The organism is Azospirillum sp. Sh1 (assembly GCF_008365135.1).
In the GTDB taxonomy this organism is placed as follows: Bacteria; Pseudomonadota; Alphaproteobacteria; order Azospirillales; family Azospirillaceae; genus Azospirillum; species Azospirillum oryzae.
This window is the reverse complement of the sequence record NZ_VTTK01000014.1, coordinates 24994-49706: the sequence shown is the minus strand read 5'-3', so window position 1 is coordinate 49706 and position 24713 is coordinate 24994. Positions and strand designations below refer to the sequence as shown.

26 protein-coding genes are annotated in these 24713 nt (G+C 66.0%); 15 read left to right on the top strand and 11 right to left on the bottom strand.

Annotated elements, in window-relative coordinates; translation table 11 throughout:
* Positions 1 to 101: 101 nt before the first annotated feature.
* Positions 102 to 1862, bottom strand: a complete 1761-nt coding sequence (locus FZ029_RS16020) for a DUF3369 domain-containing protein (RefSeq protein ID WP_247892326.1) — start codon at positions 1860 to 1862, stop codon at positions 102 to 104.
* Positions 1863 to 2341: 479 nt separating this feature from the next.
* On the opposite strand from FZ029_RS16020, the gene FZ029_RS16015 reads away from it, so the two are divergent.
* Positions 2342 to 4036, top strand: a complete 1695-nt coding sequence (locus tag FZ029_RS16015) for a histidine kinase dimerization/phosphoacceptor domain -containing protein (RefSeq protein WP_149270073.1) — start codon at positions 2342 to 2344, stop codon at positions 4034 to 4036.
* A gap of 36 nt (positions 4037 to 4072) precedes the next feature.
* Here the strand turns inward: FZ029_RS16015 and hisE are convergent, their stop codons facing one another.
* On the bottom strand, positions 4073 to 4513 hold the full coding sequence (gene hisE / locus FZ029_RS16010) for a phosphoribosyl-ATP diphosphatase (protein WP_149270072.1): 441 nt from the start codon (positions 4511 to 4513) through the stop codon (positions 4073 to 4075).
* A gap of 261 nt (positions 4514 to 4774) precedes the next feature.
* Between hisE and FZ029_RS16005 the strand changes: the two genes are divergently transcribed.
* Both FZ029_RS16005 and FZ029_RS16000 read left to right on the top strand, forming a co-directional pair.
* Complete coding sequence (locus FZ029_RS16005) at positions 4775 to 4969, top strand: hypothetical protein (protein ID WP_247892325.1); 195 nt, start codon at positions 4775 to 4777, stop codon at positions 4967 to 4969.
* 40 nt (positions 4970 to 5009) lie between these two features.
* Entirely contained in the window at positions 5010 to 5207 is a 198-nt protein-coding gene (locus FZ029_RS16000; protein ID WP_149270070.1) for a hypothetical protein, read from the top strand.
* A 113-nt stretch (positions 5208 to 5320) separates the two neighbouring features.
* Here the strand turns inward: FZ029_RS16000 and FZ029_RS15995 are convergent, their stop codons facing one another.
* Complete coding sequence (locus FZ029_RS15995; protein WP_149270069.1) at positions 5321 to 6055, bottom strand: Crp/Fnr family transcriptional regulator; 735 nt, start codon at positions 6053 to 6055, stop codon at positions 5321 to 5323.
* Between the two features lie 203 nt (positions 6056 to 6258).
* Here FZ029_RS15995 and FZ029_RS15990 point away from each other — a divergent pair, with 203 nt between their 5' ends.
* Together FZ029_RS15990 and FZ029_RS15985 are read left to right on the top strand one after the other, a co-directional pair.
* Entirely contained in the window at positions 6259 to 6660 is a 402-nt protein-coding gene (locus tag FZ029_RS15990) for a hypothetical protein (RefSeq protein ID WP_149270068.1), read from the top strand.
* 127 nt (positions 6661 to 6787) lie between these two features.
* Positions 6788 to 7576 (top strand): DUF502 domain-containing protein, encoded by a 789-nt coding sequence (locus FZ029_RS15985; RefSeq protein WP_149197185.1) that lies wholly within the window; start codon positions 6788 to 6790, stop codon positions 7574 to 7576.
* Here FZ029_RS15985 and recG read toward each other — a convergent pair.
* Positions 7528 to 9609, bottom strand: coding sequence for an ATP-dependent DNA helicase RecG (recG, locus tag FZ029_RS15980; RefSeq protein ID WP_149270067.1), 2082 nt, complete (start codon positions 9607 to 9609; stop codon positions 7528 to 7530). The two genes, FZ029_RS15985 and recG, sit on opposite strands and share 49 nt — an antisense overlap.
* Positions 9610 to 10312: 703 nt before the next feature.
* Between recG and FZ029_RS15975 the strand changes: the two genes are divergently transcribed.
* Positions 10313 to 10552 carry a hypothetical protein gene (locus FZ029_RS15975; protein WP_149270066.1) on the top strand — a complete coding sequence of 80 codons (240 nt, stop codon included), beginning with the start codon at positions 10313 to 10315 and terminating at the stop codon, positions 10550 to 10552.
* 26 nt (positions 10553 to 10578) lie between these two features.
* On the opposite strand, the gene FZ029_RS15970 is transcribed toward FZ029_RS15975, so the two are convergent.
* The 7 genes from FZ029_RS15970 to FZ029_RS15940 all read right to left on the bottom strand — a co-directional run bounded on the left by FZ029_RS15970 (position 10579) and on the right by FZ029_RS15940 (position 16841).
* The gene (locus FZ029_RS15970) at positions 10579 to 10869 is read right to left on the bottom strand and encodes a DUF2934 domain-containing protein (RefSeq protein ID WP_149270065.1); all 291 of its coding nucleotides are present in this window, start codon (positions 10867 to 10869) and stop codon (positions 10579 to 10581) included.
* 124 nt (positions 10870 to 10993) lie between these two features.
* On the bottom strand, positions 10994 to 12001 hold the full coding sequence (mltG, locus tag FZ029_RS15965) for an endolytic transglycosylase MltG (RefSeq protein WP_149270064.1): 1008 nt from the start codon (positions 11999 to 12001) through the stop codon (positions 10994 to 10996).
* A gap of 48 nt (positions 12002 to 12049) precedes the next feature.
* On the bottom strand, positions 12050 to 13312 hold the full coding sequence (gene fabF, locus FZ029_RS15960) for a beta-ketoacyl-ACP synthase II (RefSeq protein ID WP_149270063.1): 1263 nt from the start codon (positions 13310 to 13312) through the stop codon (positions 12050 to 12052).
* A gap of 127 nt (positions 13313 to 13439) precedes the next feature.
* A complete protein-coding gene (locus FZ029_RS15955) occupies positions 13440 to 13679 on the bottom strand; it encodes an acyl carrier protein (protein ID WP_014247969.1) in 240 nt (79 codons plus the stop codon).
* A gap of 188 nt (positions 13680 to 13867) precedes the next feature.
* A complete protein-coding gene (gene fabG, locus FZ029_RS15950; protein ID WP_109074453.1) occupies positions 13868 to 14605 on the bottom strand; it encodes a 3-oxoacyl-[acyl-carrier-protein] reductase in 738 nt (245 codons plus the stop codon).
* A gap of 41 nt (positions 14606 to 14646) precedes the next feature.
* The gene (gene fabD / locus FZ029_RS15945) at positions 14647 to 15588 is read right to left on the bottom strand and encodes an ACP S-malonyltransferase (RefSeq protein WP_109074454.1); all 942 of its coding nucleotides are present in this window, start codon (positions 15586 to 15588) and stop codon (positions 14647 to 14649) included.
* Positions 15589 to 15854: 266 nt separating this feature from the next.
* Entirely contained in the window at positions 15855 to 16841 is a 987-nt protein-coding gene (locus tag FZ029_RS15940) for an acyltransferase (RefSeq protein WP_247892324.1), read from the bottom strand.
* 418 nt (positions 16842 to 17259) lie between these two features.
* On the opposite strand from FZ029_RS15940, the gene rpsF reads away from it, so the two are divergent.
* The 9 genes from rpsF to FZ029_RS15895 all read left to right on the top strand — a co-directional run bounded on the left by rpsF (position 17260) and on the right by FZ029_RS15895 (position 24650).
* Positions 17260 to 17700 carry a 30S ribosomal protein S6 gene (rpsF, locus tag FZ029_RS15935; protein WP_149270061.1) on the top strand — a complete coding sequence of 147 codons (441 nt, stop codon included), beginning with the start codon at positions 17260 to 17262 and terminating at the stop codon, positions 17698 to 17700.
* Complete coding sequence (rpsR, locus tag FZ029_RS15930; RefSeq protein WP_012974291.1) at positions 17701 to 17970, top strand: 30S ribosomal protein S18; 270 nt, start codon at positions 17701 to 17703, stop codon at positions 17968 to 17970.
* 48 nt (positions 17971 to 18018) lie between these two features.
* Positions 18019 to 18978, top strand: coding sequence for a DUF2232 domain-containing protein (locus FZ029_RS15925; protein WP_149270060.1), 960 nt, complete (start codon positions 18019 to 18021; stop codon positions 18976 to 18978).
* Positions 18978 to 19538: a 50S ribosomal protein L9 gene (gene rplI, locus FZ029_RS15920; RefSeq protein ID WP_149197194.1), complete on the top strand. Its 561-nt coding sequence runs from the start codon at positions 18978 to 18980 to the stop codon at positions 19536 to 19538. Before FZ029_RS15925 ends, rplI begins: the two co-directional genes overlap by 1 nt.
* Positions 19539 to 19792: 254 nt before the next feature.
* Positions 19793 to 21061, top strand: coding sequence for a cyclopropane-fatty-acyl-phospholipid synthase family protein (locus FZ029_RS15915; RefSeq protein WP_247892323.1), 1269 nt, complete (start codon positions 19793 to 19795; stop codon positions 21059 to 21061).
* 325 nt (positions 21062 to 21386) lie between these two features.
* Positions 21387 to 22610 (top strand): NADP-dependent isocitrate dehydrogenase, encoded by a 1224-nt coding sequence (locus tag FZ029_RS15910; protein WP_085089173.1) that lies wholly within the window; start codon positions 21387 to 21389, stop codon positions 22608 to 22610.
* 148 nt (positions 22611 to 22758) lie between these two features.
* On the top strand, positions 22759 to 23139 hold the full coding sequence (locus FZ029_RS15905) for an oxidoreductase (protein ID WP_149270059.1): 381 nt from the start codon (positions 22759 to 22761) through the stop codon (positions 23137 to 23139).
* 106 nt (positions 23140 to 23245) lie between these two features.
* Positions 23246 to 24202: an SPFH domain-containing protein gene (locus FZ029_RS15900; RefSeq protein ID WP_149270058.1), complete on the top strand. Its 957-nt coding sequence runs from the start codon at positions 23246 to 23248 to the stop codon at positions 24200 to 24202.
* A 4-nt stretch (positions 24203 to 24206) separates the two neighbouring features.
* Positions 24207 to 24650, top strand: a complete 444-nt coding sequence (locus FZ029_RS15895; RefSeq protein WP_149270057.1) for an NfeD family protein — start codon at positions 24207 to 24209, stop codon at positions 24648 to 24650.
* The last annotated feature ends 63 nt before the right edge of the window (positions 24651 to 24713 follow it).

Sequence of the window (24713 nt, the reverse complement as noted above, 5' to 3'; positions counted from 1 at the left end):
TCCACAGGTGCCGGGAGTCAGCCGACTATGTCATCTCCAACGAGAAAGGGCCATAGTCTTTCGGGAATCAGGCATTCCGGCGACCGCGACATCGGGCTGCATCACACGGGAAGCACGACCCGGAAGGTCGAACCCTTTCCCAGCGTGCTGTCGACCGCGACGGCGCCGCCATGCAGATGGACGATCTGCTGCACGGTGTGCAGACCGATGCCGGTGCCGGGCACGCCGGAGGCGCCCGACCCGCGGAAGAAGCGGTCGAACAGGCGCGGAAGCTCCGGTTCGGGAATGCCGCGGCCATGGTCGGTCACTTCGATCACCGCCATGGCGCCGTCGGTGTCGCCGTGTAGATCGATCGCTTCGCCCAGGCCGGAATATTTGACGGCGTTGTTGACGAGATTGTTCAGGACCAGCCCGATCAGGTTGGCGTCGACCTCCGCCCGCCGCGGCAAACCGGCCAGGGTCATCCTGAATTCACGGTCGGGATAGGCGACGCGGAACGGCCGGACGACATTGTCGATCAGGTCGGCCAAGTCGACCTCGGCCCGCTCCAGCACGAGGGCGTTGGTCTGCAGCCGCTCGTCGGTCAGATGGGCGTCGATCAGACCGGTCAGACGCTGGACGCTGCCGCGGATCACCGCCAACCGTTCCAGCATCTCCGGCTCCACCTGCCCGGCCCGCATCGCCAGCAATTGCGCCGCGCTGTCGATGATGGCGAGCGGCGTGCGGAATTCGTGGCTGACCATGCCCAGGAACTGGCGCTGCCGGTCGCGGGCGAGAAGTTCGCGCTCCAGCGCCCGCTCCACCCGTTCCTTGGCCAGGATCAGCGCCTTCTGATTGGCGGCCAGTTCGAGCGTGCGCTCCTCCACCCGCTGCTCCAGCGAGTGGTTCAGCGCCACCAGCTCCTCGTACAGGCAGACATTGTCGAAGCCGATGGCGACACGGTTGCAGAACAGCTCCAGCAGGCGGTGCTCGTCCGCGGTGTAGGGCTCCGCCCGTTCAAGCCGGAAGATGGTCACGCCATGCTCGCGCGTGCGGAAGACCAGGACGCAACGGTCGTCGTGATAGAGGTTGCGCTGGGTCAGCAGGGCCTCCGCCACTTCCGCCGTCGCACCGACCGACAGGACATCGGCCACCGCCAGCCCGATGCGGCCGGAATAGACACCCAATCCCGCCACCACGGCGATCGTCCGGCTGCCGTCGGCGCGGTCGACCGGACGGCAGGCCAGGACCGCCGGCGCGCTGCCGTGATCGACGACGCGGGCGATCTGCTCCACCAGCCGTTCGACGAAGGCGCGCATCGGCCGCATCTCGAACAGCGGGGCGGAGGCGCTGAGAATCCGTTCCAGCCCCTGCCTGTTTCGCTCGATCGCCACGATGTCGCGCCAGGCGCGCAGGCCGCTGACCAGCGTGGTGAACAGACGCTGCGCGGTCAGCTCGCTCTTGGCCTTGTAGTCGTTGATGTCGTAGCCGACGATGACGTCCCGCTCCGGCGCCTGACCCGGCTGACCGGTGCGCAGAATGATCCGCATGCGGCGGTTGCCCAACTCCTCCCTGATGTGGCGTACCAGCTTAAGGCCGGCGTCCTCCGTCTCCATCACCACGTCGAGAAGGGCGATGGGCAGGTCGGGCCGCTGGGCGAGGACCGCCTTCGCCTCTTCCGCCGACAGGGCGCTCACCACCTCGAACGGGCGTCCGTCGAAGTCGAAGTCGCGCAGCAGCACCGCGGTCATGGCGTGAACCTGGGGATCGTCGTCCACCACCAGGACGGGCCAGGGCGCACCGGACGGCCGTTGAGAACTTGCAGCCGTCGCGGCGCCGTCCTCCGGGCCGAACAGCAGTTCGTCGTCCAACCCCCCGTCCATCACCGCCATCCGACGCCCCCGTCACACTATGCGCGATTGCCTATGCCCTGCCGCAATGGAACCACCGTACGGTGCCGCTTCCAAGACCGATAAGGCGGATTGGCAGCATTCGTTTCAATTTGTCGCATATGAACGAAGAGTCATGTACGGCGAAGCCAATGTTGTACAATGCTTTATTACGACGGCGCATAACGGAAAGCCCGGAAAGTAAGGGTGTGAAGTGTCGACGACCACAGTGTCCCTGCCCGGCCAGTGCCACCTCGGCCGCCTTGCCTTTGCGATTGACCGGGATGCTCATTTTCAAGGGCATCGACATCGGGCCGTCGATCGCCCCCCAGGATCGAAGCGATACGGAAGACCTCGACCTTTCAGGGAATTTGTACACTGTTTCATCACGACATGGTTGTTGAGTGACGGGCGTTGACCTTTGCGCTATTCTTGAGCCTCGCCACCCTCCATCAACGGACAATCTCGCCCCGATGACCCCTGCCGGCTTCGAACAGGATGCACATGCCGCAGGAAGCCCGGACACCGTCCGTGGGGGACGCAAGGCCGCTTCACCGGCGATTCTGGCGCTGCTGGCGGTCGCCCTCGCCCTTACGGCCGCCCTGCTGGTGTTTGCGGCCTATCAATACCGCAGCCAGGTGATCACCGAGGCGGAGGTTCGCAGCGCCGCGATCGCCCGCGTGCTGGAGGAGCATGCCGCCAAGACTCTTGGGATCCATGCCGCCACCCTGTCTCATATGGAGTGGATGGTCGATGATCTGGGTTGGGACCGGATCGACAGCTCTCCCCTGCTGCACGAACGCCTGAAAGCCATGGCGGCCCAGACGCCGGAGGTGCAGTCCTATTGGATCACCGACGAGAACGGACGCGTCCGCGTCAGCAGCTTCGAATGGCCGATACGCCCGCTCTCCGCGAGCGACCGCGAATATTTCCTCGCCCTTCTGAACCCGGGCAGCACCATCCACGTCGGCCCGCGGCTGACGGGCAAGATCAACTTCGAGATTTTCTTCACCCTCAGCCGCCGCATGGAACTGCCGAACCACCAGTTCCAGGGCGTGGCGCAGATCTCACTCCTGCCCAGCTATTTCGCCGACTTCTACCGTTCGGTCCTGCGAGGATCGAGCGACGTCATCCTGCTGATGCGTGAAGACGGCGAGGTGCTGGTCCGTACCCCGTCGGACGTCCCTGAGAACCGCGCCGACATCGGGCGCATGCCGGAACTGATCACGATCCCCGACAGGAACGGCGTCTTCCACGCGGTGACGCCGTCCGACGGGATCGAGCGGCTGATGGCCCGCCGCAAGGTGCCGGACATGCCGATCTATGTGGTCTACGGCACCGACGTCGGGTCGATCGAAAAGGCATGGCGCGACAGGGTGATACCATACGCGCTGTTCGCGATCCCGGCACTGGGGCTGCTTGTCCTGCTGGGCGGCATCGCGCTGCACCGGTCACGTCAGGCCGCCGAGGCGCAGGAGGCATTGCGCCGCTCCAACGAAGCGCTGGAGGACCGGATCACCGAACGCACCCGGCACCTCGATCAGGCCTTGGCCGACAAGGAGGTGTTGCTGCGCGACATCCATCACCGGGTGAAGAACAATCTGCAGGTGATCCTCAGCCTGCTGGAACTGCAGGCGCAGCGCGCGCCGGAACTGGAGGCGCCCTTCAGCGAGGCGTTGACCCGCATCAACACGATGGGACTGATCCATGAGCAGATCTACCGCGCCACCGGCGTATCCGTGGTCGCGCTCGACAGCTTCATCGAGGCCCTGGCCGGGCATCTGAACAGCTTCCACAGCCGTCCGGGCAGGACCATCGCCATCAGGCATCGGGTGGAACCGCTCAGCCTCGACCTCAATCGTGTGGTGCCCTTCGCCCTGATCCTGAACGAGGTGGTGTCGAACGCCTTCAAGCACGCCTTCACCGGCCGCTGTACCGGGACCATCGACATCGTGGTGACGGCGGAGAACGGATCGCTGCACTTGACGATCCAGGACGACGGCACCGGCGCCCCCGAACCCGAGGACCCCTCCACCCCCGGACGGCGGTCGATGGGCATGGACCTGATCCGGGCCTTCGCCCGGCAGATACGCGGCGAGTATCATTTCACCAGAGACGCCGGCACACGGTTCGATCTGGTCTTCCCGCAGGAGAGCGACGCCGTTTAGAGACTGCCGAATGCTTCGATGAGCTTCTGACAGACCTCAGCGCTTGCAGCGTTTGGCCGTGCTCGGCTTGGGAGAATTGGCCACCACACCGTTGGCGGAGCCGTTGCCGCAGCCCGCGGCCGGGGCATTGATCGGTTCTTCGGACTTCGGAAGCTTTTCCGCGATGCCGAAAGCCAGTTCGCGCCGCCGCAACTCAGCCAGGATCTCGTCGGGCGCGATGTCGAAGTCGGCCAACAGCACGACCAGATTGTACAAGAGGTCGGCCGCTTCCATCACCAGCGCGCCGCGGTCACCGCGCATCGCCTCGATCGCCACCTCGATCGCCTCCTCCCCCACCTTCCGTGCCATGCGGGCTCGACCCTGCGCCAGCAGCTTTGCCGTGCGCGAGGCTTCGGGGACGGAGGAAGGCTCGCGCCGCAGGGTTTGCACGGCCTCGTGCAGGCTGCGGAGCGGATCGGGGCCGATGTATTGAACCATGTCCCTGAAATCGTTTTTCAAACCGGCGCTGTCAAGACGTTGATTGGTCGACCAAACATTTCACCGCCACCACTGGAGGATCGGAGCGCTTCCGGCGACCGGACGATAGTCCGTGATGCTGATTGATTTGATATTTGACCATTGGTCGAAGGAAATCTCTGTATAGCTGTAATTTTTGCAGCAGCCAGCAATGCAAAGGCAACGTATTTGGCATTGGGTATACCAGTATATAGTCTCCTCAACAGCCCGATGGAGACGACGATGACCACCACCACTTTCCAGCCCGGCACCGACAACCACGCTTCGAACGACGCCCTGCACGCGGTCGCCGAATTCCCGGTGGCCTGGTTCGAAGCCACCCCGGCCTATCTGCTTCTGCAGCCGGTCGGCGCCTTCCTCCGCGAATGGGTCGCCGCCACCCCGGCCGGCTTCGTCCTGAGCCTGCTGAAGCGCTGACGCCCGCCCCCCCGTCACCCCCAAATCAACGGAGTCGATCATGAGCATCCTCAGCCTTCATCACAGCGACCGCGGCCTCCATGCCGAAAGCCACACCCTGCACCCGGTTCGCGATTTCATCGCCGATTGGCTGGAAGCCACCCCCGCCGCCATCCTGCTGCGTCCGGTCGGTGCGTTCCTGACGGAATGGGTGAAGTCCACCCCGGCGCTGATCCTGTTCCAGTCCCTGCACCGCTGATCACAGCGCAAGAACAAGAAAATCTGAGGGTTTGAAAGGCGACCGCGGCACAGCCCAACCATTCGGGCGGCCGCGGCCTTTTCTTTTTTGGCGATCCGTTTTCGGCCTGCGCCTCAGGCGCCGCCGCGGACATCCTCGACCAGCAGTTCCAGCCGCGGAAGATCGCGCACGACCAATGCGTCGGAGCGGCGTTCCAGCATCCCGTCACGGGTCAGGTCGCTCAGCACGCGGGCCACGGTCTCGCGGGTGGTGCTGACGCGTGCGGCAATGTCGGAATGGACGGGGATCGGCGTTATGACCGCGGATGCGCCCTGCCGCGACGCGCGCCGGGCAAGGCGCAGCAGTTCGGCATGGACCCGGTTGTTTGCGCCGAGGGTCGACAGTTCCATGATGCGGTCGGTGGCGCCACGCAGCTTGTCGCACAGGCGCAGCATCATCGCCATCGCCAGTTCCGGATGGGCGGTCACCAGGGTCTGGAAGGGCTTCGCCGGCAGGAAGGCGATCAATGCTCCCTCCTCCAGCGCCACCACCGATGCGGAGCGCGGCCGGCCGTCCAGCGCCGACATCTCTCCCACCAGTTCCCCGGCATCGATATCGCTGAAGCTGATCTCGCGCCCGCCGGCCGAGTGGCTGAGCACCCGCACCCGCCCCTCCACCACGAAGGCGACGTCACGGGTCTCGGCCCAATGGTCGATCAACTGCTCGTCCGGAGCGAAGCGGCGCCAGCGGCATTGGCGCGCCACCGCGGCGCGCTGGCCGGCGGAAAGCGGACGCAGCAACTCGATGCGGTCCAGCCCAGCGGCCGGAGTGTCGGCCGGTGTATCGGGCAGACTGTCGGAATTGGTCATTTCGGCCTTCGGTACGGGAAGTTCCGGAGCCGCCCCGGACTGTTTGTTGCGCCAAAGGATAGCGTGACCTGCGCAAAGGTGGAAGGCGCTGTGACCAATGGCCGGTGTCAACCCTCCGTTAACGCCGAACGCGCAGAAGGGAACGACGCCTCGCCGACCCGTCCCTCAACCGCACCCCGTTCATCGTTGCCGGAGCGCCGACCATGTCCAGCCTGTTCACCGTGCCCACCGCCCGCCGTGTCGATTCGCAACGGCTGCTGTCGGTCGCCCTGATCCCCTTTGCCGCGGCCATCGCCATGGCGAGCACGGTCGCCGCCACCGGCTTCACCGCCAGCCCGTTGGGCGAGGCGAACAGCACGCTGGGCTTCCTGCTGGATTTCGTGAAGCTCTGCTATCTGGCCGTCGCCATGGCCCATCTGTCCGGCGCCATCGCCGACCGCACCTGCGGCGGCATGGCCGCCGGCCTGTCGATGGACGAGTTCGACGCGCCGGAACCGATGTCGCGCGAAGAGTTCTGGCGCGCCTTCCCCAACCATGTCGACGGCGCCGCAATCGCCGGGGCCGTCACCCTCATGTGTGTGATCGCCGGATCGCTGGTCGGCTGACCCATCACCGCCAAACGGCAGTTGAGAGAGGGCCGCGCTTGCCCCACTATGGCGCGGACAGACGATCGGCGGATGGGCGGGCGTGAGCGGAGATCAGACTGAACCGAAGGTCCCCGGAAGGGGTCAGGTGAAAGCCCAAAAGGCCCAGGCGGCCAAGACCCAGACGGCGGAACCGGCGCGGCACCGCCGCGAGGGCATCGGGTTCATGGGGCGGCTGCGCGCCTATTTCCTGGCCGGCATCCTGGTGACCGCCCCCATAGCCATCACCGTCTATATCGCCTGGTGGTTCGTCTCGCTGATCGACGGCTATATCCGCCCGCTGATCCCCAGCACCTACAATCCCGAAAACTACCTGCCCTTCTCGATTCCCGGCATCGGCGTGCTGGTGGTCATCGTCGCCGTCACCCTGATCGGCGCCTTCGCCGCCGGCTATGTCGGCCGTCTGGTGCTGGGCGTCGGCGAGGGGGTGGTCGGGCGCATGCCGGTCGTCCGCTCCGTCTATGGCGGGGTGAAGCAGATCTTCGAGACGGTGCTGGCGAAGAAATCCAATGCCTTCCGCGAGGTGGTGGCGATCCAGTATCCACGCCCCGGCGTGTGGTCGCTGGGCTTCATCACCGGCGCCGCCCACCCGGAGGTGCAATTGCAGCTGGCGGGCATCGCCGACGATTTCGTCAACGTCTTCATCCCCTGTGCGCCGCCCACCGCCGGCTATCTGGCGATGGTGCCGCGCCGCGAGGTGACCGTGCTGAACATGAGCGTCGAAGACGGGCTGAAGCTGGTGATGTCCGGCGGCATCGTCGTCCCGCCAGAGCGGCGCCCTACGCTGGTGGAGCCGCCGCCCGGCCCCGACCAAGAGGGCGGCGACGATCAGCCCGACCGCAAGGTCTTGGCCGCCGCGTCGCGTTCGAACAGGTAGAGCAGGGTCCGCAACGCCTGACCGCGCGGGCTGGCGAGGTCGGGGTCGCGGTCCACCACCAGCCGGGCATCGTCCCGCGCGACCGCCAGCAGGTCGCCATGTACGGCGAGGTCGGCCATCCGGAAGCCGGGCAGGCCGGATTGCCGGGTGCCCAGCACCTCGCCGGCGCCGCGCAGGCGCAGATCCTCCTCGGCGATGACGAAGCCGTCCTCGGTATCGCGCAGGGTCTTCAGCCGCGCCCGCGCCGTCTCCGTCAAGTTCGAATCGAACATCAGCAGGCAGCTCGACGGCTTCTCGCCACGCCCGACCCGTCCGCGCAACTGATGGAGCTGGGCGAGGCCGAAGCGCTCGGCATGCTCGATCACCATCACGGTCGCCTCGGGCACATTGACGCCGACCTCGATCACCGTGGTGGCGACCAGCACGTCCAGACTGCCCTCCGCGAAGGCCGCCATCACCGCGTCCTTGTCCGGCCCACGCATCTTGCCATGGACCAGTCCGACCCGGTCGCCGAAGGTGGCGCGCAGGAAGGCGTGACGCTCGGTGGCGGCGGCAAGGTCGCTCTGTTCCGATTCGTCGACCAGCGGACAAACCCAATAGACCCGCGCGCCCTCCGCCACCTTGCGCTGGATGCCGTGGACCACCTCCTCCAGCCGGTCGAGCGCGATGGTCACGGTCTGCACCGGCTTGCGGCCGGCCGGCTTTTCGGTCAGACGCGACACGTCCATGTCGCCATAGGCGGTCAGCGTCAGCGTGCGCGGAATCGGGGTGGCGGTCATCACCAGCACATCCACCGCCCGGCCCTTGGCCGACAGCTGGAGGCGCTGATGGACGCCGAAGCGGTGCTGTTCGTCGATCACCGCCAGCGCCAGATCCTTGAAGGCGACATCCTCCTGGAACAGGGCATGGGTGCCGACCAGCAGCGGCAGCTCGCCCGACGCCAGCCGGTCGAGCACGGCCTGACGAGCCTTGCCCTTGTCGCGGCCGGTCAGCAGGCCGATCTCCACGCCGGCGGCCTTGCACAACGGCGCGAGGCTTTCGGCATGCTGGCGGGCCAGGATTTCGGTAGGCGCCATCAGGGCAGCCTGGGCGCCGGTTTCCACCGCGTTCAGCATCGCCATCAGCGCGACCACGGTCTTGCCGCTGCCGACGTCGCCCTGGAGGAGCCGCAGCATGCGCCGCTCGGCGGCCATGTCGGCGTAGATATCTTCCAGCGAGGCCGCCTGCGAGCCGGTCAGCGAGAAGGGCAGAGCCGCCAGCGCCGCTTGGCGGAGCCTGCCGTCGCCCTCGGTCGCGCGCCCGGCCAGCCGGCGCTGGCTCGCCCGCACCAGCATCAGCGCCAGCTGGTTCGCCAGCAACTCGTCATAAGCCAGGCGGCAGCGGATCGGTGCGGTCGCGGCAAGGTCGCCCTCATCCTCCGGTGTATGGGCACGCCGCAGCGCCTCGGCCCAGCTGGGCCACTGGCGGCGGGCGAGCCATGCCGGATCCTGCCATTCATCGAGCGTCGGAATATCGTTCAGGGCGGCGCGCACCGCCTTGCGCAGGGTCTTGGCCGGCAGGCCGGCGGTCATCGGATAGACCGGCTCCACCAGTTCCAGTTCTTCCTTGGCATCGACCGGGACGACGGCATCGGGATGGGTGATCTGGGCGGTGTCGTTGAACCACTCCACCTTCCCGGAGACCACCATGGTGGTGCCGGCCGGAATCTGCTTCGACAGCCAGTCGCCGCGGACATGGAAATAGACCAGCTCCAGCACGCCGGTCTCGTCGGTGCAGCGGATCTTGTAGGGATGGCGCGGGTTCACCGGCGGCGCGTGCGAATCGATGCGCACGGTCAGGGTGGCGATGCGCCCGTGCGGCGCCTGCGCGATTTTCGGAGAGAAGCGGCGGTCTACGACGCCGCAGGGCAGATGCCACAGCAGGTCGACGACATGGGCACCGGCGAGCTTATCCACCAGCTTGCCCAGCCTGGGGCCGAGGCCGGGGAGTGCCGTGACCGGTTTGAACAGCGGAAACAGAATGGCGGGACGCACGGTCGGGTCGCTACCGGGAAAGCCTTCGACGGCATCCAGAAAGCCGGGTGGACCCAGCCACGTCAAGGCCACTGAACAGCATCGGAGAAAAGAAGGGACGGCGGAGCGCACCCGAGGCCAGGGGCCTATGGTGGGGGGCAACGTCGGCCTTGGATTTGGCCGCGGACGCGCTCCGCCGATAAGTACCATCCGGAGGCAAACGGGAGAACCGGACGGTCATATCCGATGGCAGGGGACCATCGGGAAGAGACACCAGATAAGAAGACGCTCATTCGTGACGGGCCGGTGTTTCAGGGGGGCTGGCCCGACCGCGTCACAAGAAGGACAATAGCCCGGCCGCCCTGTCCCCAACCTGACCCGTCCATGAAATCCACTTCATGAACTGTGGTCGTCCCATTGGTTGCAATGGTCAACAGAAAGCCGGTCCGCGGCACGTTCCCGGGCCGCCGGAGCCATCGAGCAGGGCCGGTCACTGAAGTTCTTTGGTGGCGGTCAGAACGGCGGCATGATCCGGTCACGAAATACGGCAGGCAATCGTCGGTTCGATAGAATCCGAAGTGGTAATTCTTAATCCCTGCCGGAGATATCTAGCATTTAAAGTTCTTTTAACCCTATTCGACGCCTAATCGGCCTTGCGGGACGTTCGATCCCGAGAAGACGCTCTACCGATCATTAGACCCACACGACACCAATGGAGCTACCCATGCCCGCACAGAAGGTCGCCGATGAAGTCCGCTTGGCCAGCCGCATCCATGCGCGCCTGCTGGACGCCTTCATCGACTTGACGGAGCGGGAACTGGCCGGATTGGCACCGGGCTTCGCAGAGGAAAGCCTGACGGAAGCCCTGGAGGCATTGCGCGCCGCCCGTAAGAACTACGGCACGACCGCCGGGGTGATGATCGTCTCGAACCTGGAGTTGCCGCAGGCCTCCAACGCCGCCTGATCCCGAGGGTCTCCGCCCAACACCGGTCAGGCGGAGGCCGGCTTGCGGGTGCGTGGCTTGCGCGCCTTGGAGGGCTCGGGAGTCGTCTGTTCCGGTTCGGCGGATTTCACTGCCGCCCGCGGCTTTGCATTGGTGGTCTTGCGCGGGGCCTTCACCACCGCGATGACCGGGGCGACATCGGCAACGGTCGCCGCTTCGGCCAGAATCGCGCGCTCGGCCTGGAACCAGTGGTCGGCCTCGCGGCCGTGCGGACGGCCCTCTTCCAGCCAGATCGCATAGGCGCGGTCACGGATGCGCTGTTCGACATCCACGCTCATCACATCTCCCCAGGGAATGGTGGTTGGGCTTGCTGCGATGCGAAGACTGCACAATTTGTGAATTACACGCAACCAAGCGGATCGTTATCGGCCCTCCGCCGCAGACCGCGGCACTCCCCGGCCTTCACTCCGATGACGTTTCGCCGTGATCGGGCTGCCGGCTCTGCTGGACCTCGCGCCATTTGGCGACGTTGCGGTTGTGGTCGGTCAGTGACTTGGCGAAAACATGGCCGCCGGTGCCGTCGGCAACGAAATACAAGAACTCGTGCCGCTCCGGCTTCATCACCGCCTGGATCGACGCCTTGCCGGGATTGGCGATGGGGCCCGGCGGAAGGCCGGTCACCACATAGGTGTTGTAGGGCGATTCGAATTTCCAGTCGTTGCGGGTCAGCGCCCGCCCCATCTCTCCGCTGCCATCGGTCAGCGCATAGATCACCGTCGGATCCGACTGCAGCTTCATGCCGGCTTCCAGCCGATTGACGAAAACCCCCGCCACCCGCGGCCGCTCGGCGGCGACACCGGTCTCCTTCTCGACGATGGACGCCAGCGTCAGCGCTTGCTGCGGCGTTTCGAAGGGAAGGTTCTGGTCGCGGGTCTTCCACGCCTCCGCCAAGGTCTGGGTCATCGCCGTCTGCATCCGCTCAATCAGGGCGGCGCGGCTGTCACCATAGGCGAAGTGGTAGGTCTCCGGCAGAAGCGAGCCTTCCTTCGGCGGCTTCGCGAGGTCGCCCGTCAGCACGGTCTCCCGTTCCAGAAGCGCCACCACTTGGGCCGAGGTCAGCCCTTCCGGCACGGTGATGCGATGCACGACGGTGCGGCCCTGGCGCATCTGCTCCAGGACACCCTCGATGCTGATTCCCGCTGGGAACTGGTATTCGCCGGCCTTCAACTCACGGAAGGTGCCGGATAGCTTGGCCGCGGCGACGAACACCAGCGGCGAGCCGATCACGCCGGAGTCGCCCAGCGTGATGGCAATGGCCTCAAGCCCGCTGCCTCGCGGGATGACGACCGTCTCGACCTGTTCCAACGGTCCGGGGGCCGAATAGCGCTGGTAACCCCAGACGCCGATCCCGCCCGCCGCACCGACCGCGAGGGCCAGCGTCCCCGCGAAAATCCGGAGACCCCAACCCATCGCTCACCTCTTGAATACTGCAGACCGCAACGTCGGTGGGAGATTCGCTTACGCGAATTCCTTGAACACCAGCGAGGCGTTGGTGCCGCCGAACCCGAAGGAGTTCGACAGCGCAGCGCGCACGCGGCGCTCCTGCGCGACCTTCGGCACCAGATTGACGCCCATGCAGCTTTCCGACGGATTGTCGAGATTGAGCGTGGGCGGCACGATGCCGTGGTTGATCGCCTTGATCGAGTAGATCGCCTCGACCGCACCGGCAGCCCCCAGCAGGTGGCCGATGGCCGACTTGGTGGAGGACATGGCCAAGCTGTCCATGGCGTCGCCGAACAGGCGCTTGACTGCACCCAGCTCGATCTCGTCGCCGAGCGGCGTCGAGGTGCCGTGGGCGTTGACGTAATCGATGTCGGACGGGTTCAGCCCGGCACGCTTCAGCGCACCCTTCATGGCGCGGAAACCGCCATTGCCGTCTTCCGCCGGGGCGGAGATGTGGTAGGCGTCGCCCGACAGGCCGTAACCGACGACCTCGGCATAGATGGTGGCGCCGCGCTTCTTGGCGTGCTCCAGCTCTTCCAGCACGACGACCCCGGCACCCTCGCCGATGACGAAGCCGTCGCGGTCCTTGTCATAGGGACGCGACGCCTTCTCGGGCGTGTCGTTGAAGTTGGTGGACAGCGCGCGCATGGCGGCGAAACCGCCGACGCCGAGACGGCTGACCGCCGCCTCCGTGCCGCCGGCGACCATGACGTCGGCATCGTCCCACATGATCAGACGGGCGGCATCGCCGATGGCGTGCGCGCCGGTCGAGCAGGCGGTGACGACCGCATGGTTGGGGCCCTTGAAACCGTGCTGGATCGAAATGTGGCCGGAGGCCAGATTGATCAGGCAGCCGGGGATGAAGAAGGGCGACAGGCGGCGCGGACCCTTTTCATGCAGGGTCACGGCGCCGTCGGCGATGCCCGGAAGGCCGCCGATGCCCGAACCGACCATGACGCCGGTCCGCTCGCGCTCTTCATCGGTCTGGGGAGTCCAACCGGAATCCTTGATTGCTTCCTGCGCCGCGGCGATGGCGAAGACGATGAAATCATCCATCTTGCGCTGATCCTTCGGCGAAACGAAGGAGTCGGCGTGGAACTCGCCGTCACCCGTTCCGCGCGGGAGCTGCCCGGCGACTTTGGAGGCCAGGTCCGAAGCATCGAACCCCGTGATGCCGCGGATTCCCGAATTTCCGGAAATCAGCCGCTCCCAGTTCAGCGCGTGGCCGACGCCGAGCGGCGTGACCATACCGAGTCCGGTGACGACGACACGTCTCATGAGGCTGTTCCTTGACCTTTCCTCGAATAAACTGTCGACGATCTGGTCGTCGACGGCCAGGCCCCGCGCTGCTGGTATCGCAAATGCGGTTCGCCTGGCCCTCGGGGGCTCAACGCCCGCGGCCCGATCAGGCGGCGGCGTTGGCCTTGATGAAGTCGATGGCGTCCTTCACCGACAGGATCTTCTCCGCGGCGTCGTCCGGGATCTCGACACCGAACTCTTCCTCGAAGGCCATGACCAGCTCGACGGTGTCGAGGCTGTCAGCGCCCAGATCGTCGATGAAGGAGGCGTTCTCCACCACCTTCGACTCCTCGACACCCAGGTGGTCCACAACGATCTTCTTCACGCGCTCGGCGATGTCGCTCATCTTTTAAGACCTTCCAATCCTTGAAACCGCTCGGGATAATCCGGTCGGAGCAACACGCGAAGAACGTGCCGTCCTGCCGCGAAAAGCCCCGTCCGATAACACATTTCAGCAGCCTTGACCAGCACCCGCGAGGGAGCCCGGTTGGCGCCGTTCTTCACACGTGGCGATGCCGCCCCGTCCGATCCTCATCAGATCATGGCCATGCCGCCGTTGATGTGCAGCGTCTGGCCGGTGACGTAGGCGGCCTCCTCGCTCGCGAGGTACACGACCCCGGCGGCGATCTCGTCCGGCTGGCCCATGCGGCCGGCCGGAATGGCGGGGAGCAGCTTCTGCTTCTGCTCGTCGTTCAGGGCGTCGGTCATGGCCGTGGTGATGAAACCCGGCGCGACGCAGTTGACGGTGATGTTGCGCGAGGCCAGCTCGGCCGCCAGCGACTTCGACATGCCGATCAGGCCGGCCTTGGACGCGGCATAGTTGGCCTGCCCCGGATTGCCGGTGACGCCGACGACCGACGTGATGTTGACGATGCGGCCCCAGCGGCGCTTCATCATGCCGCGCATGGCGGCCCGCGACAGGCGGAAGGCCGCCGTCAGGTTCACGTCGATGACCGACTGCCAGTCCTCGTCCTTCAGGCGCATCGCGATCTGGTCGCGGGTCAGCCCGGCGTTGTTGACGAGGATGTCGATCTTGCCCAGGGCCGCCTCGGCGTCCTTGAACAGCTGCTCGGTCGCCGCGGCCTCGGACAGGTTGCCGGGCACGACGAAGGCGCGCTCGCCCAACTCGGCGGCCAGGGCCTCCAGCGGGGCGACGCGGGTGCCGGACAGCGCGACGGCGGCGCCCTGGGCATGCAGCGCACGGGCGATCGACGCGCCGATGCCGCCGGACGCGCCGGTGACGAGGGCCGACTTGCCGGTCAGGTCAAACATGGATGGCCTCACGAGGCTGATGTATCACGGGTCTGATGCGGTCACAGGGTCTTCAGGAACGACTCGACATCGGCCGGCGTTCCGACCGACACCGCCGCCAGATCCTTGTCGATGCGCTTGGTCAGCCCGGCGAGAACCTTGCCCGACCCGACCTCGACCAGCCGCTCGACACCCTGCTCCTTCATATAGAGCACGCATTCGCGCCAGCGCACCATGCCGGTCACCTGTTCGACCAGCAGGCGGCGGATGGCGTTGGGGTCCGACACCGCCGAGGCGGTGACGTTCGCCACGACCGGAACCACCGGGGCGGAAATCGTGACGTTCGCCAGAGCCTCCGCCATCGCGTCGGCGGCCGGCTGCATCAGCGAGCAATGGAAGGGCGCCGACACCGGCAGGCGCACCGAGCGCTTCAGTCCGCGTTCCGCAGCCAGCGCGATGGCGCGGTCGATGGCGTCGGCACTGCCGGAAATCACCACCTGCCCGACCGAGTTATCGTTGGCGATGCTGCACACTTCACCCTGGGCGGCATCTGCGGCGATCGCCTGCGCCTGATCCAGGTCGGCGCCCAAGAGGGCTGCCATCGCGCCCTTGCCGACCGGCACCGCCTTCTGCATCGCCTGCCCGCGCAGCTTCAGCAGGCGCGCGGTGTCGCCCAGCGAGAAGGCGCCGGCGGCGCAGAGCGCCGAATATTCGCCCAACGAGTGGCCGGCGACGAAGGTGGCATGCTTGGACAGGTCGACCCCGCCCTCGCTCGCCAGAACCCGCATCACCGCGACGCTGACCGCCATCAGGGCGGGCTGCGCGTTCTCGGTCAGGGTCAGATCGGCCTCCGGGCCTTCGACCATCAGTCGCGACAGCCGCTGGTTCAGCGCGTCGTCCACCTCTTCGAAGGTGTGACGAGCGACTTCGAACGCTTCGGCGAGTTCGCGGCCCATGCCGACAGCCTGGCTGCCCTGCCCCGGAAAGACGAACGCCCTGGTCATGCTTCGGTGAAACCCTGGATGAATGCGCCCCGCCCCTGCGGCGGCACCATGGATTGGGCGACAGTCATACCCTCACTTTTGAGCAAGTCAAGCGACGCGCGATGACCAAAGCGACAATGGTGCGATAAAACGCCACGTATTGACGCAGAAGGCCCACGAAAAACCGCCGCGCGGAAGGGGTTGTTCGTGGGCTGACCCAGATGTACCGCAAATCGGGTCTTGTGGGCCTTGCACCTTATGCTGCGGCGCAAATCAAAGGGTCGCGGTCATGCCTTGCCCACCAGCGCCACCCTGGTCCAGGGCCTGATCCGCGCCAACGATTCCAGCATCATCGGACCGATCAGGCCGGCGATCAGCGCCACGCAGAAAATCACGCCGTCCGCAGCGTCCAGCCGGTGCAGCACCACCCGCGCACCGGCGGCGAACAGGGCGTGATGCAGATAGATCGCGTAGGAGGAGGCGCCCACTGTCCGGAATGCCCGGCTCGGCGGCATGGCATGCAGCAGCGTCACCGCTCCGCCCATCCCGCACAGAAGTGCGACGCCGCTGTTCCAGCCGAAATGCGGCAGGTACCCCCAAAGCGACGCCTGATGCAGGGCCACGCCGATGGCGAGCGCGGCACCGGCGGCGCCCAGCATCGCCTGACGGGGAACCATGGCGCGGAAGCGGGTCACCCCCACCCCCAGCAGGAAGTGCGGCAACAGGAAGCAGGCCTCGTTCACCGACAGGACGTTCGAATCGACATGGACCATCAGGCATGCAGCCACCGCAGCCGCCATGGCGAGCGCGAAGCCCCCCGGCCGGTCCATCGCGTGCAGCGCGTCGAGCAGCGCGACGCCCGTGAAGATCAGGAACAGCGCCTGCAGATACCAGAAGTGGGCATAGGAGAAGACGTAGATCCGCCACATCGAATCGGGAGCGGCGGTCCCGTTGGCACCGGGCGCATGGGTCTGCAGCAGATAGAAGAGAGTCGACACCACCAGGAACGGAAAGCCGAGCCGGCGCAGCTTCTTGACGAAGAAGGTACTCAGCCGGTCGCCTCTGGCCGGGTTCAGGGCGTACACGAGCCCCGAGATGAAGGTGAAGAGCGGCATGCGGATCAGTTCGAAGCTGTCGGTGGCATAGCGGTAGACCGACCCATCCGCCACCTGCATGCCGGCCCCGGGAATGCCGACCACGTGGTAGGCGACCAGCAGGATGCAGGCCAGCCCCCTCAGTTCCACGACATGATACGGCAACATGTTCTTGCGCATGGCTACTCCAGGCACCGGGCTGTCAGTGCCGCGGACGGAGCGCTCGGTCGACCGACGCACCGCGAACTCCGCCGTAAACGGCAGGCTGAACATGGCGCCTGGAGCGATCCAATGCACTTCGGTCAAATGCGCCGGAGCTTGTCCCGCGCGATAGCCACCCCTGCCCCACCCCGCCCAACCCATGCCCAAAGCAGCGCAGCGGGGGTCATCCGGCCAGCTCTCTATAACGCGAATAGATTTTTCCGAAAGGTGGCGCAGCCCGGCCCGGATTTCCGCTTGCTACCACCGCCGGCCTGTGCATACTGCGCCGCTTCATAACTCCTTGCCGGCGGTCCGCCGTCGGCTAGGCCCGGGCAGCTGATCCGATCCATGAGGGATGGGGCGCAGCGCCGGACCATGAACAGCCATGGGGAGTGCAATGGCACTTTACGAGTGCGTGCTGATCGCGCGCCAGGACATTTCGGCCGCCCAGGCCGAGCAGCTCTCTGAGCAGTTCGCCCAGATCGTTCGCGACAACGGCGGCACGATCGCCAAGAGCGAATACTGGGGTCTGAAGACCCTCACCTACAAGATCAAGAAGAACCGCAAGGGTCACTACACCCTCTTCAACATCGACGCTCCGGCCGCCGCCGTCGCCGAGATGGAGCGGAACATGAGCATCAGCGAAGACGTGCTGCGCTTCATGACCGTGCGTGTCGACGCCCTCGATGCCAACCCGTCGGCGATGATGCAGAGCCGCAACGAGCGTGGTGAGCGCGGCGATCGTGGCGACCGTGGTCCGCGTCGCTTCGACGACCGTGGCCCGCGCCCGCCGCGCCGCCAGGAAAACGTTGCCGCCGCCGAAGGGGAGTCCGCGTAAATGTCCGACAAGCAGACCACGGGCGCTCCGGCCCGCACCGGCGGCGCTCGCCGCCCGTTCTTCCGTCGCCGCAAGACCTGCCCGTTCTCGGGCGCGAATGCTCCGGCGATCGACTACAAGGACGTCAAGCTGCTGTCCCGCTTCATCTCCGAGCGCGGGAAGATCGTCCCGAGCCGCATCACCGCGGTCTCGACGAAGAAGCAGCGTGAACTGGCCCGCGCCATCAAGCGCGCCCGTTTCCTGGCCCTTCTCCCCTACGTGGTGAAGTAAGCCCGGCAACGGCCGAACTGTTTCGGTAAAGGTTTTCAAGGGGTTTCCATGGCCTTGGGTCCGGCCTTGCCGCTGGTGGTCGCCGTCGGCGGCGGTCTGGCAAGCGCGTTCTTCTACCTGTCGGTCACGTTCGGCGGGATGGGTGCGCTGATCCTTGGCTATCTGGCCCCCCTGCCCCTGTTCCTGACGGGACTGTGGCTGGGGGCGCCGGCGGTGACGCTGGCCGGTCTGGCCGGCGCCGCCGCGGTGATGCTGGGTACCTCCGGCAGCACGCTGGTGGCGCTGTCCTACCTGGTGACCGGGGCCGCCCCGGCGATCCTGGTGGTGCGGCAGTCGCTGCTGGCGCGCACGCGGGAGGATGGAACCCTGGAATGGTACCCCCCCGGCCGGGTCCTGATCGGCCTGACCGGGATGGGCGTGGCGGCCCTGCTCGCCGCGGTGATCCTGACGCTCGACCAGCCCGGTGGGTTGGAAGGGTTGATGCGGCAGACCCTGGCCCGAGTCGTCGAGCCGGCGTTCCGTTCGCAGGGCCAGCCGGCCCCGGATCCCGAGGAATTCTGGGTGGCGACCGTCCTGCCGGGGCTGGTTGCGGTCTCATGGCTTGTCATGACGATCGTCAACGCGGTGCTGGCGCAGGGGGCGCTGATGCGGTTCGGCCGCAACCGGCGCCCTGCCATGCGTCTGGCCGAGCTGGAATTGCCGTATTGGCTGGCGCCGCTGTTCGCGGTGGCGGTCGCGGCGGCTTCGGCCGTACCGGGAACCTTCGGGTTCCTGGCGGTCAATCTGGCTCTGATCCTGGCGGTACCCTTCGCCTTTGCCGGGCTTTCGGTGGTCCATGTATTCGCCAGCAGCAAATCGGCGCGCACGCTGATCCTGGTTGGCTTCTACATGATGCTGTTTCTCTTCGGGTGGCCGATCCTGCTTTTGGTCGGCCTGGGCATGATCGAGCAATGGATCGGGCTGCGCCGCCGGTTTTCCCCCGCGGCCCCCGGTCAGGAGGACGAGTGATGGAAGTTATTCTGCTGGAGCGGGTCGAGAAGCTCGGCCAGATGGGCCAGGTCGTCAATGTGCGTCCCGGCTTCGCCCGCAACTATCTGCTGCCGCAGAAGAAGGCCATGCGCGCCACCAAGGCGAACCTGGCCGTCTTCGAGAAGCAGAAGGCCCACCTTGAGGCCGTGAACCTGGAGCGCCGCAAGGACGCCGAGCAGGTCGCGACCAAGATGGACAACGTGACGGTCGTCGTGATCCGTCAGGCCGCCGAGACCGGCGTCCTGTACGGTTCCGTGACCACCCGCGACGTCTCCGACGCGCTGACCGCCGCCGGCTACAAGACCGACCGCAAGCAGGTCCAGATCGACACCCCAATCAAGACCCTGGGTCTGTTCAAGCTGCGCGTCGTCCTGCATCCGGAAGTGTCGATCACGGTCACGGTCAACGTCGCCCGTTCGGCCGAAGAGGCCGAGCTGCAGGCCCAGCGTGGTGGCATGATCACCGCCGCCGACCTGCGCGACGAGGAAGAAGAAGAGACCTACGTCGAAGAGACCGCGACCGAGGAAGAGGAGGGCTGATCGCCCTTCTGCGGCTGAAGTCCCGAAGACGCATTCGGGATTTTGGCGGCACGTCGTACCGCTCGTCCGGAAACCGCCCGCCCCACCCGGGGCCGGGCGGTTTTCCGCTTTCCGGGCGGGCCGCAGCGATGGCGGACATGACTGTGCGCATACGTCCGCAATACCCAATTGGGTAGCAGTTCTGACCGATTGACGAATTGTCGCACCCCTTCCTGCGCGCCATGCTTGGAACGGCACCGCGGAAGGAGTTCGGCATGCTGCTGGTTCGTCTGCTTGCCGCCGCCAAGGGCGACGGAACCCTCAATCTTATTACGGCCGATGGGAAACACCATCGGATCGGATCCGGGTCACCAAACCTGACCCTTCGCCTTCACGACCACGTCGTGGAACGCGACCTGCTCATCAATCCGCGCCTGCGGTTCGGTGAAGCCTATATGAACGGCCGCTTTTCGATCGAAGGCGGCGGCATCTACGACCTGCTGTCGATGCTGATGAGCGGTGCCGAGGTGCAGGGCGCCCTTGGCCGCGCCATGGAGTCGCTGTCGCCGCTGCTGCGTCGCGTCCAGCAATACAACCCGATGCGGCGGTCCCGCCAGAACGTCGAGCACCATTACAACCTGTCACGCCAGTTCTATCAGCTGTTCCTCGACCGGGACATGCAGTATTCCTGCGCCTACTTCGCGGGGCCCGGCCTGTCGCTGGACGAGGCCCAGGAGGCCAAGAAGCGCCACATCGCCGCCAAGCTGCTGATCGTGCCCGGCATGCGGGTGCTCGACATCGGCTGCGGTTGGGGCGGCATGGCGCTCTATCTGGCGCGGCACACCGGAGCGCGGGTGACCGGCATCACCCTGTCGTCGGAACAGCTCGCCGTGGCCCGCCAGCGGGCGGAGGAGGCGGGACTATCCGACCGGGTCACCTTCGAACTGCGCGACTATCGCGAATTCGCCGCCGCCCATCGCGGGGCCTTCGACCGCATCGTCTCGGTCGGCATGTTCGAGCATGTCGGCGTGCCGCATTACCACAATTACTTCAACGCGGTGCGCGACATGCTGAACGACGAGGGCGTGGCGCTGATCCATTCCATCGGCCGGCTGGATGGTCCGGCAAGCACCAACCCCTGGATCCGCAAATACATCTTCCCCGGCGGCTATTCCCCTGCCCTGTCGGAAGTGCTGCCGGTCATCGAGCGATCCGGCCTGCTGGCCACCGACCTGGAGGTTCTGCGCCTGCATTACGCCGAGACGTTGCGCCACTGGCGCGCCCGCTTCACCGCCCATTGGGAGGACGCGAAGGCGCTGTATGACGAGCGCTTCTGCCGGATGTGGGAGTTCTATCTGGCCGGAGCCGAGTTGGCCTTCCGGCTGCAGGGCCATATGGTGTTCCAGGTGCAGGTCGCGCGCTCGCTGGGCGCCGTGCCGCTGACACGCGACTACATGCTGAACGCGGAACGGGACCTCGCCGGCGCATCGAACGGCCAATCGGCGGAACTGCGGCCCTCGCGTACGCCGGAGTCGGCGGCCTGACCATTCCCGAGGCCGGATTTGAGGCTCCCACCGGCCATTCCGCCCCGCCAGGGGCTCAATCCGGCCAACCGGTAATACCAATTGACCATCATGGCCGGCTGCGGGGCTGCGTTGCAAGCGGAATCATGCGACATCGACGCCCGAGCCACCGGCGCGCCTTCCTTTCCGTCACGGGGCGATGCTATATAACCGCGATTGATTTCCGCCCGGGGTACCGGGGAGCCACCCAAGCGGCATGCTCCCTGGCAACAAGCGCCCGCTGGACGACGCGCCCGGCTCCCAAGGAATGACAACGCCCTTACCCGTTCGGGGAGATCTCGCACCCATGACCAAGATCAAGGTAGCCAATCCGGTCGTCGAACTCGACGGCGACGAGATGACGCGCATCATCTGGCAGTTCATCAAAGACAAGCTGATCCTGCCCTACCTCGACATCGACCTGAAGTACTACGACCTCGGCATCGAGAACCGCGACAAGACCGACGACAAGGTCACCGTCGAGTCCGCGAACGCCATCAAGCAGTATGGCGTCGGCGTGAAGTGCGCGACCATCACCCCGGACGAAGCTCGGGTGAAGGAGTTCAACCTCAAGAAGATGTGGAAGTCGCCGAACGGCACGATCCGCAACATCCTGGGCGGCACCGTCTTCCGCGAGCCGATCGTCTGCTCCAACGTTCCGCGCTACGTCCCGGGCTGGACCAAGCCGATCATCATCGGCCGTCACGCCTTCGGCGACCAGTACAAGGCCACCGACTTCGTCGTTCCCGGCCCGGGCAAGATGACGATCAAGTGGGAAGCGGCCGACGGCAGCCAGCAGATCGAGCATGAGGTGTTCGACTACCCGAGCGCCGGCGTGGCCATGGGCATGTACAACCTCGACGATTCGATCGAGGGCTTCGCCCACTCCAGCTTCATGTACGGCCTGGAGCGCGGCTACTCGGTCTATCTGTCGACGAAGAACACGATCCTGAAGGCCTATGACGGCCGCTTCAAGGACATCTTCCAGAAGGTCTTCGACGAGACCTACGCCGACCAGTTCAAGGCCAAGGGTCTGGTCTACGAACACCGCCTGATCGACGACATGGTCGCTTCGGCCCTGAAGTGGGAAGGCGGCTTCGTGTGGGCCTGCAAGAACTACGACGGCGACGTTGAGTCGGACGTCGTGGCGCAGGGCTTCGGCTCGCTCGGCCTGATGACTTCGGTCCTGGTCACGCCGGACGGCAAGACCGTCGAGGCCGAGGCCGCCCACGGCACGGTGACCCGCCACTATCGCGAGCACCAGAAGGGCAAGGAGACCTCGACCAACCCGATCGCCTCGATCTATGCCTGGACCCAGGGTCTGGCCTATCGCGGCAAGTTCGACAACACCCCGGACGTGATCAAGTTCGCCCAGACGCTGGAGCGCGTCTGCGTCGAGACCGTCGAGTCCGGTTTCATGACCAAGGATCTCGCCATCCTGATCGGCCCGCAGCAGCCGTGGCTGACCACCAAGCAGTTCCTGGACAAGCTGTCGGACAACCTGGAAAAGAAGATGGCCGCCTGGTCGTAAGGCCAGCGCCGTCTCTGTCCAGCGCTTATACTTCACAGGGTGCGACGCCGCGTCCGGGTCAATCCGGACGGCGGCTCAGCTAGGGTTCGGGCGGGGAGTTTCGGCTCCCCGCTTTTTTCTTGCCCGATTCGTGAAAGGACCGAACCCGATGCCCAACAATCTGTTTCGTGTTGCCGTCGTGGGCGCCGGCGAGACCGGAACGCCCCTGCTGCGCAAGTTGCTGGCCGCCCCCTTCGTCGAGCTGCTGGGTGTGGCGGATCTCGATCCGGAGGCGCCGGGCATGCAGCTTGCCAACCATCGCGGCGTGAAGACCACCACCAATTTCCACGAGCTGGCGCAGTTGGGCGAGCGGTTGGACGTGCTGATCGACGTCACCGGCGTACCGGCCGTGCGCGATGCGCTGCGCAAGGCAATGCAGGAGACCGGCAATCACCATACGGTGATCGTCCACGAGATGGTCGTGCAGCTGATGCTGTCGCTGCTGAACGGCGAACTGGTCAGGCTGAAGCACGACACCCAGGACTATTGAGACGGATCATCGCGACGGGGGCGGGATTTGCAGCCCCCGCGAATTGCCTCATGATGGGCAGAGGACGCCCGATGCGGCGTTCCCCTCATGTCAGGAGCGGCCATCGATGGAACTCGGCATTCTGGTTATCGCGGCGTTCGTGCTGGTCGTCATCCTGGCGATCACCAGCGTCCGCATCGTCCCCCAGGGCTTCAACTTCATCGTCGAACGGCTGGGCCGCTATCAGGAGACGCTGCATCCTGGCTTCAACGTGATCTTCCCGATCATCAGCTCGGTCCGGGCCAAGGTGGACATGCGCGAGACCGTGGTGGACGTGCCGTCGCAAAGCGTCATCACCAAGGACAATGCCGCGGTGACCGCCGACGGCGTGCTCTATTTCCAAGTGCTGGACCCGATGAAGGCGACCTATGAGGTCAATGACCTGCAGCGGGCGATCCAGACGCTGGCGATGACCACCACCCGCACGGTGATGGGCTCCATGGACCTGGACGAACTGCTGAGCCAGCGCGAGGCGATCAACGCCAGCCTGCTGCGCGCGGTGGACGAGGCCACGGCCTCCTGGGGCGTGCGGGTGACCCGCATCGAGCTGCGCGACATCACCCCGCCCGAAGATATCGTCCAGGCGATGGGCCGGCAGTTGAAGGCGGAGCGCCTCCGCCGCGCACAGATCCTGGAAGCCGACGCTGAGAAGGAAAGCCAGATCCGCATCGCGCAGGGCAAGCTGGAAGCCGCCAAACTGGAGGCCGAGGCGCGCGAACGGTTGGCGGAGGCGGAGGCCAAGGCCACCCGGCTGGTGTCGGAGGCGGTTGCACAGGGATCGAACCAGGCGCTGGGCTATTTCCTCGGCCAGAAATACATGGAAGCCTTGAAGGCTTTCGCCGCGTCTCCCAATCAGAAGACCATGATCCTGCCGGTGGAATTGGCCGGCGTTGCCGGTGCGCTGGCGGGCTTGGGCGATCTGGTGCGCGACGCCGCCCCGCCCCGGCCGCCCGCCTCGCCCTCACCCGCCCCGCGCAATCCCTGGTCGGTGCCGCCCACCACGACCGCGTCGGACGGGGAGTGAACGAATGTCGCCGCTGCTTTGGGGAGCGCTGGGTGCCGTACTGATCGCGGCGGAACTGGTGATCCCGGGTATCTTCCTGGTCTGGTTCGGCGGAGCTGCGCTGCTGACCGGGCTGGTGACGGCGCTGTGGCACGATTGGGGGTTGGTCAACGAGGCCGGTTTCTTCACCATCGCCGCCGGCGCGGCGGTCGGTGTCGCCATCGTCCTTTCACGCCGCCGCAATGCATCGGTGGAAGGCAATGCCGCGCGGATCAACGACCGCGCAGGCCAGCTTGTCGGACGCGCGGTGACGCTGAGCGAGCCGATCGTCAATGGACATGGACGGGTGTTCGTCGGCGATACGTTGTGGTCTGTCGAGGGGCCCGACCGGCCGGCAGGTGCGGCGATGCTGGTCGCCGGACACAAGGGGATGGTGCTGGTGCTGCGCGATGCGGCCGAGGGGCGGTGAGGCCTTCACTGCGCTGCCGATCTCAGGATTTCGCCAACAAAAAAGCCCGCCTCTCCCCCGAGA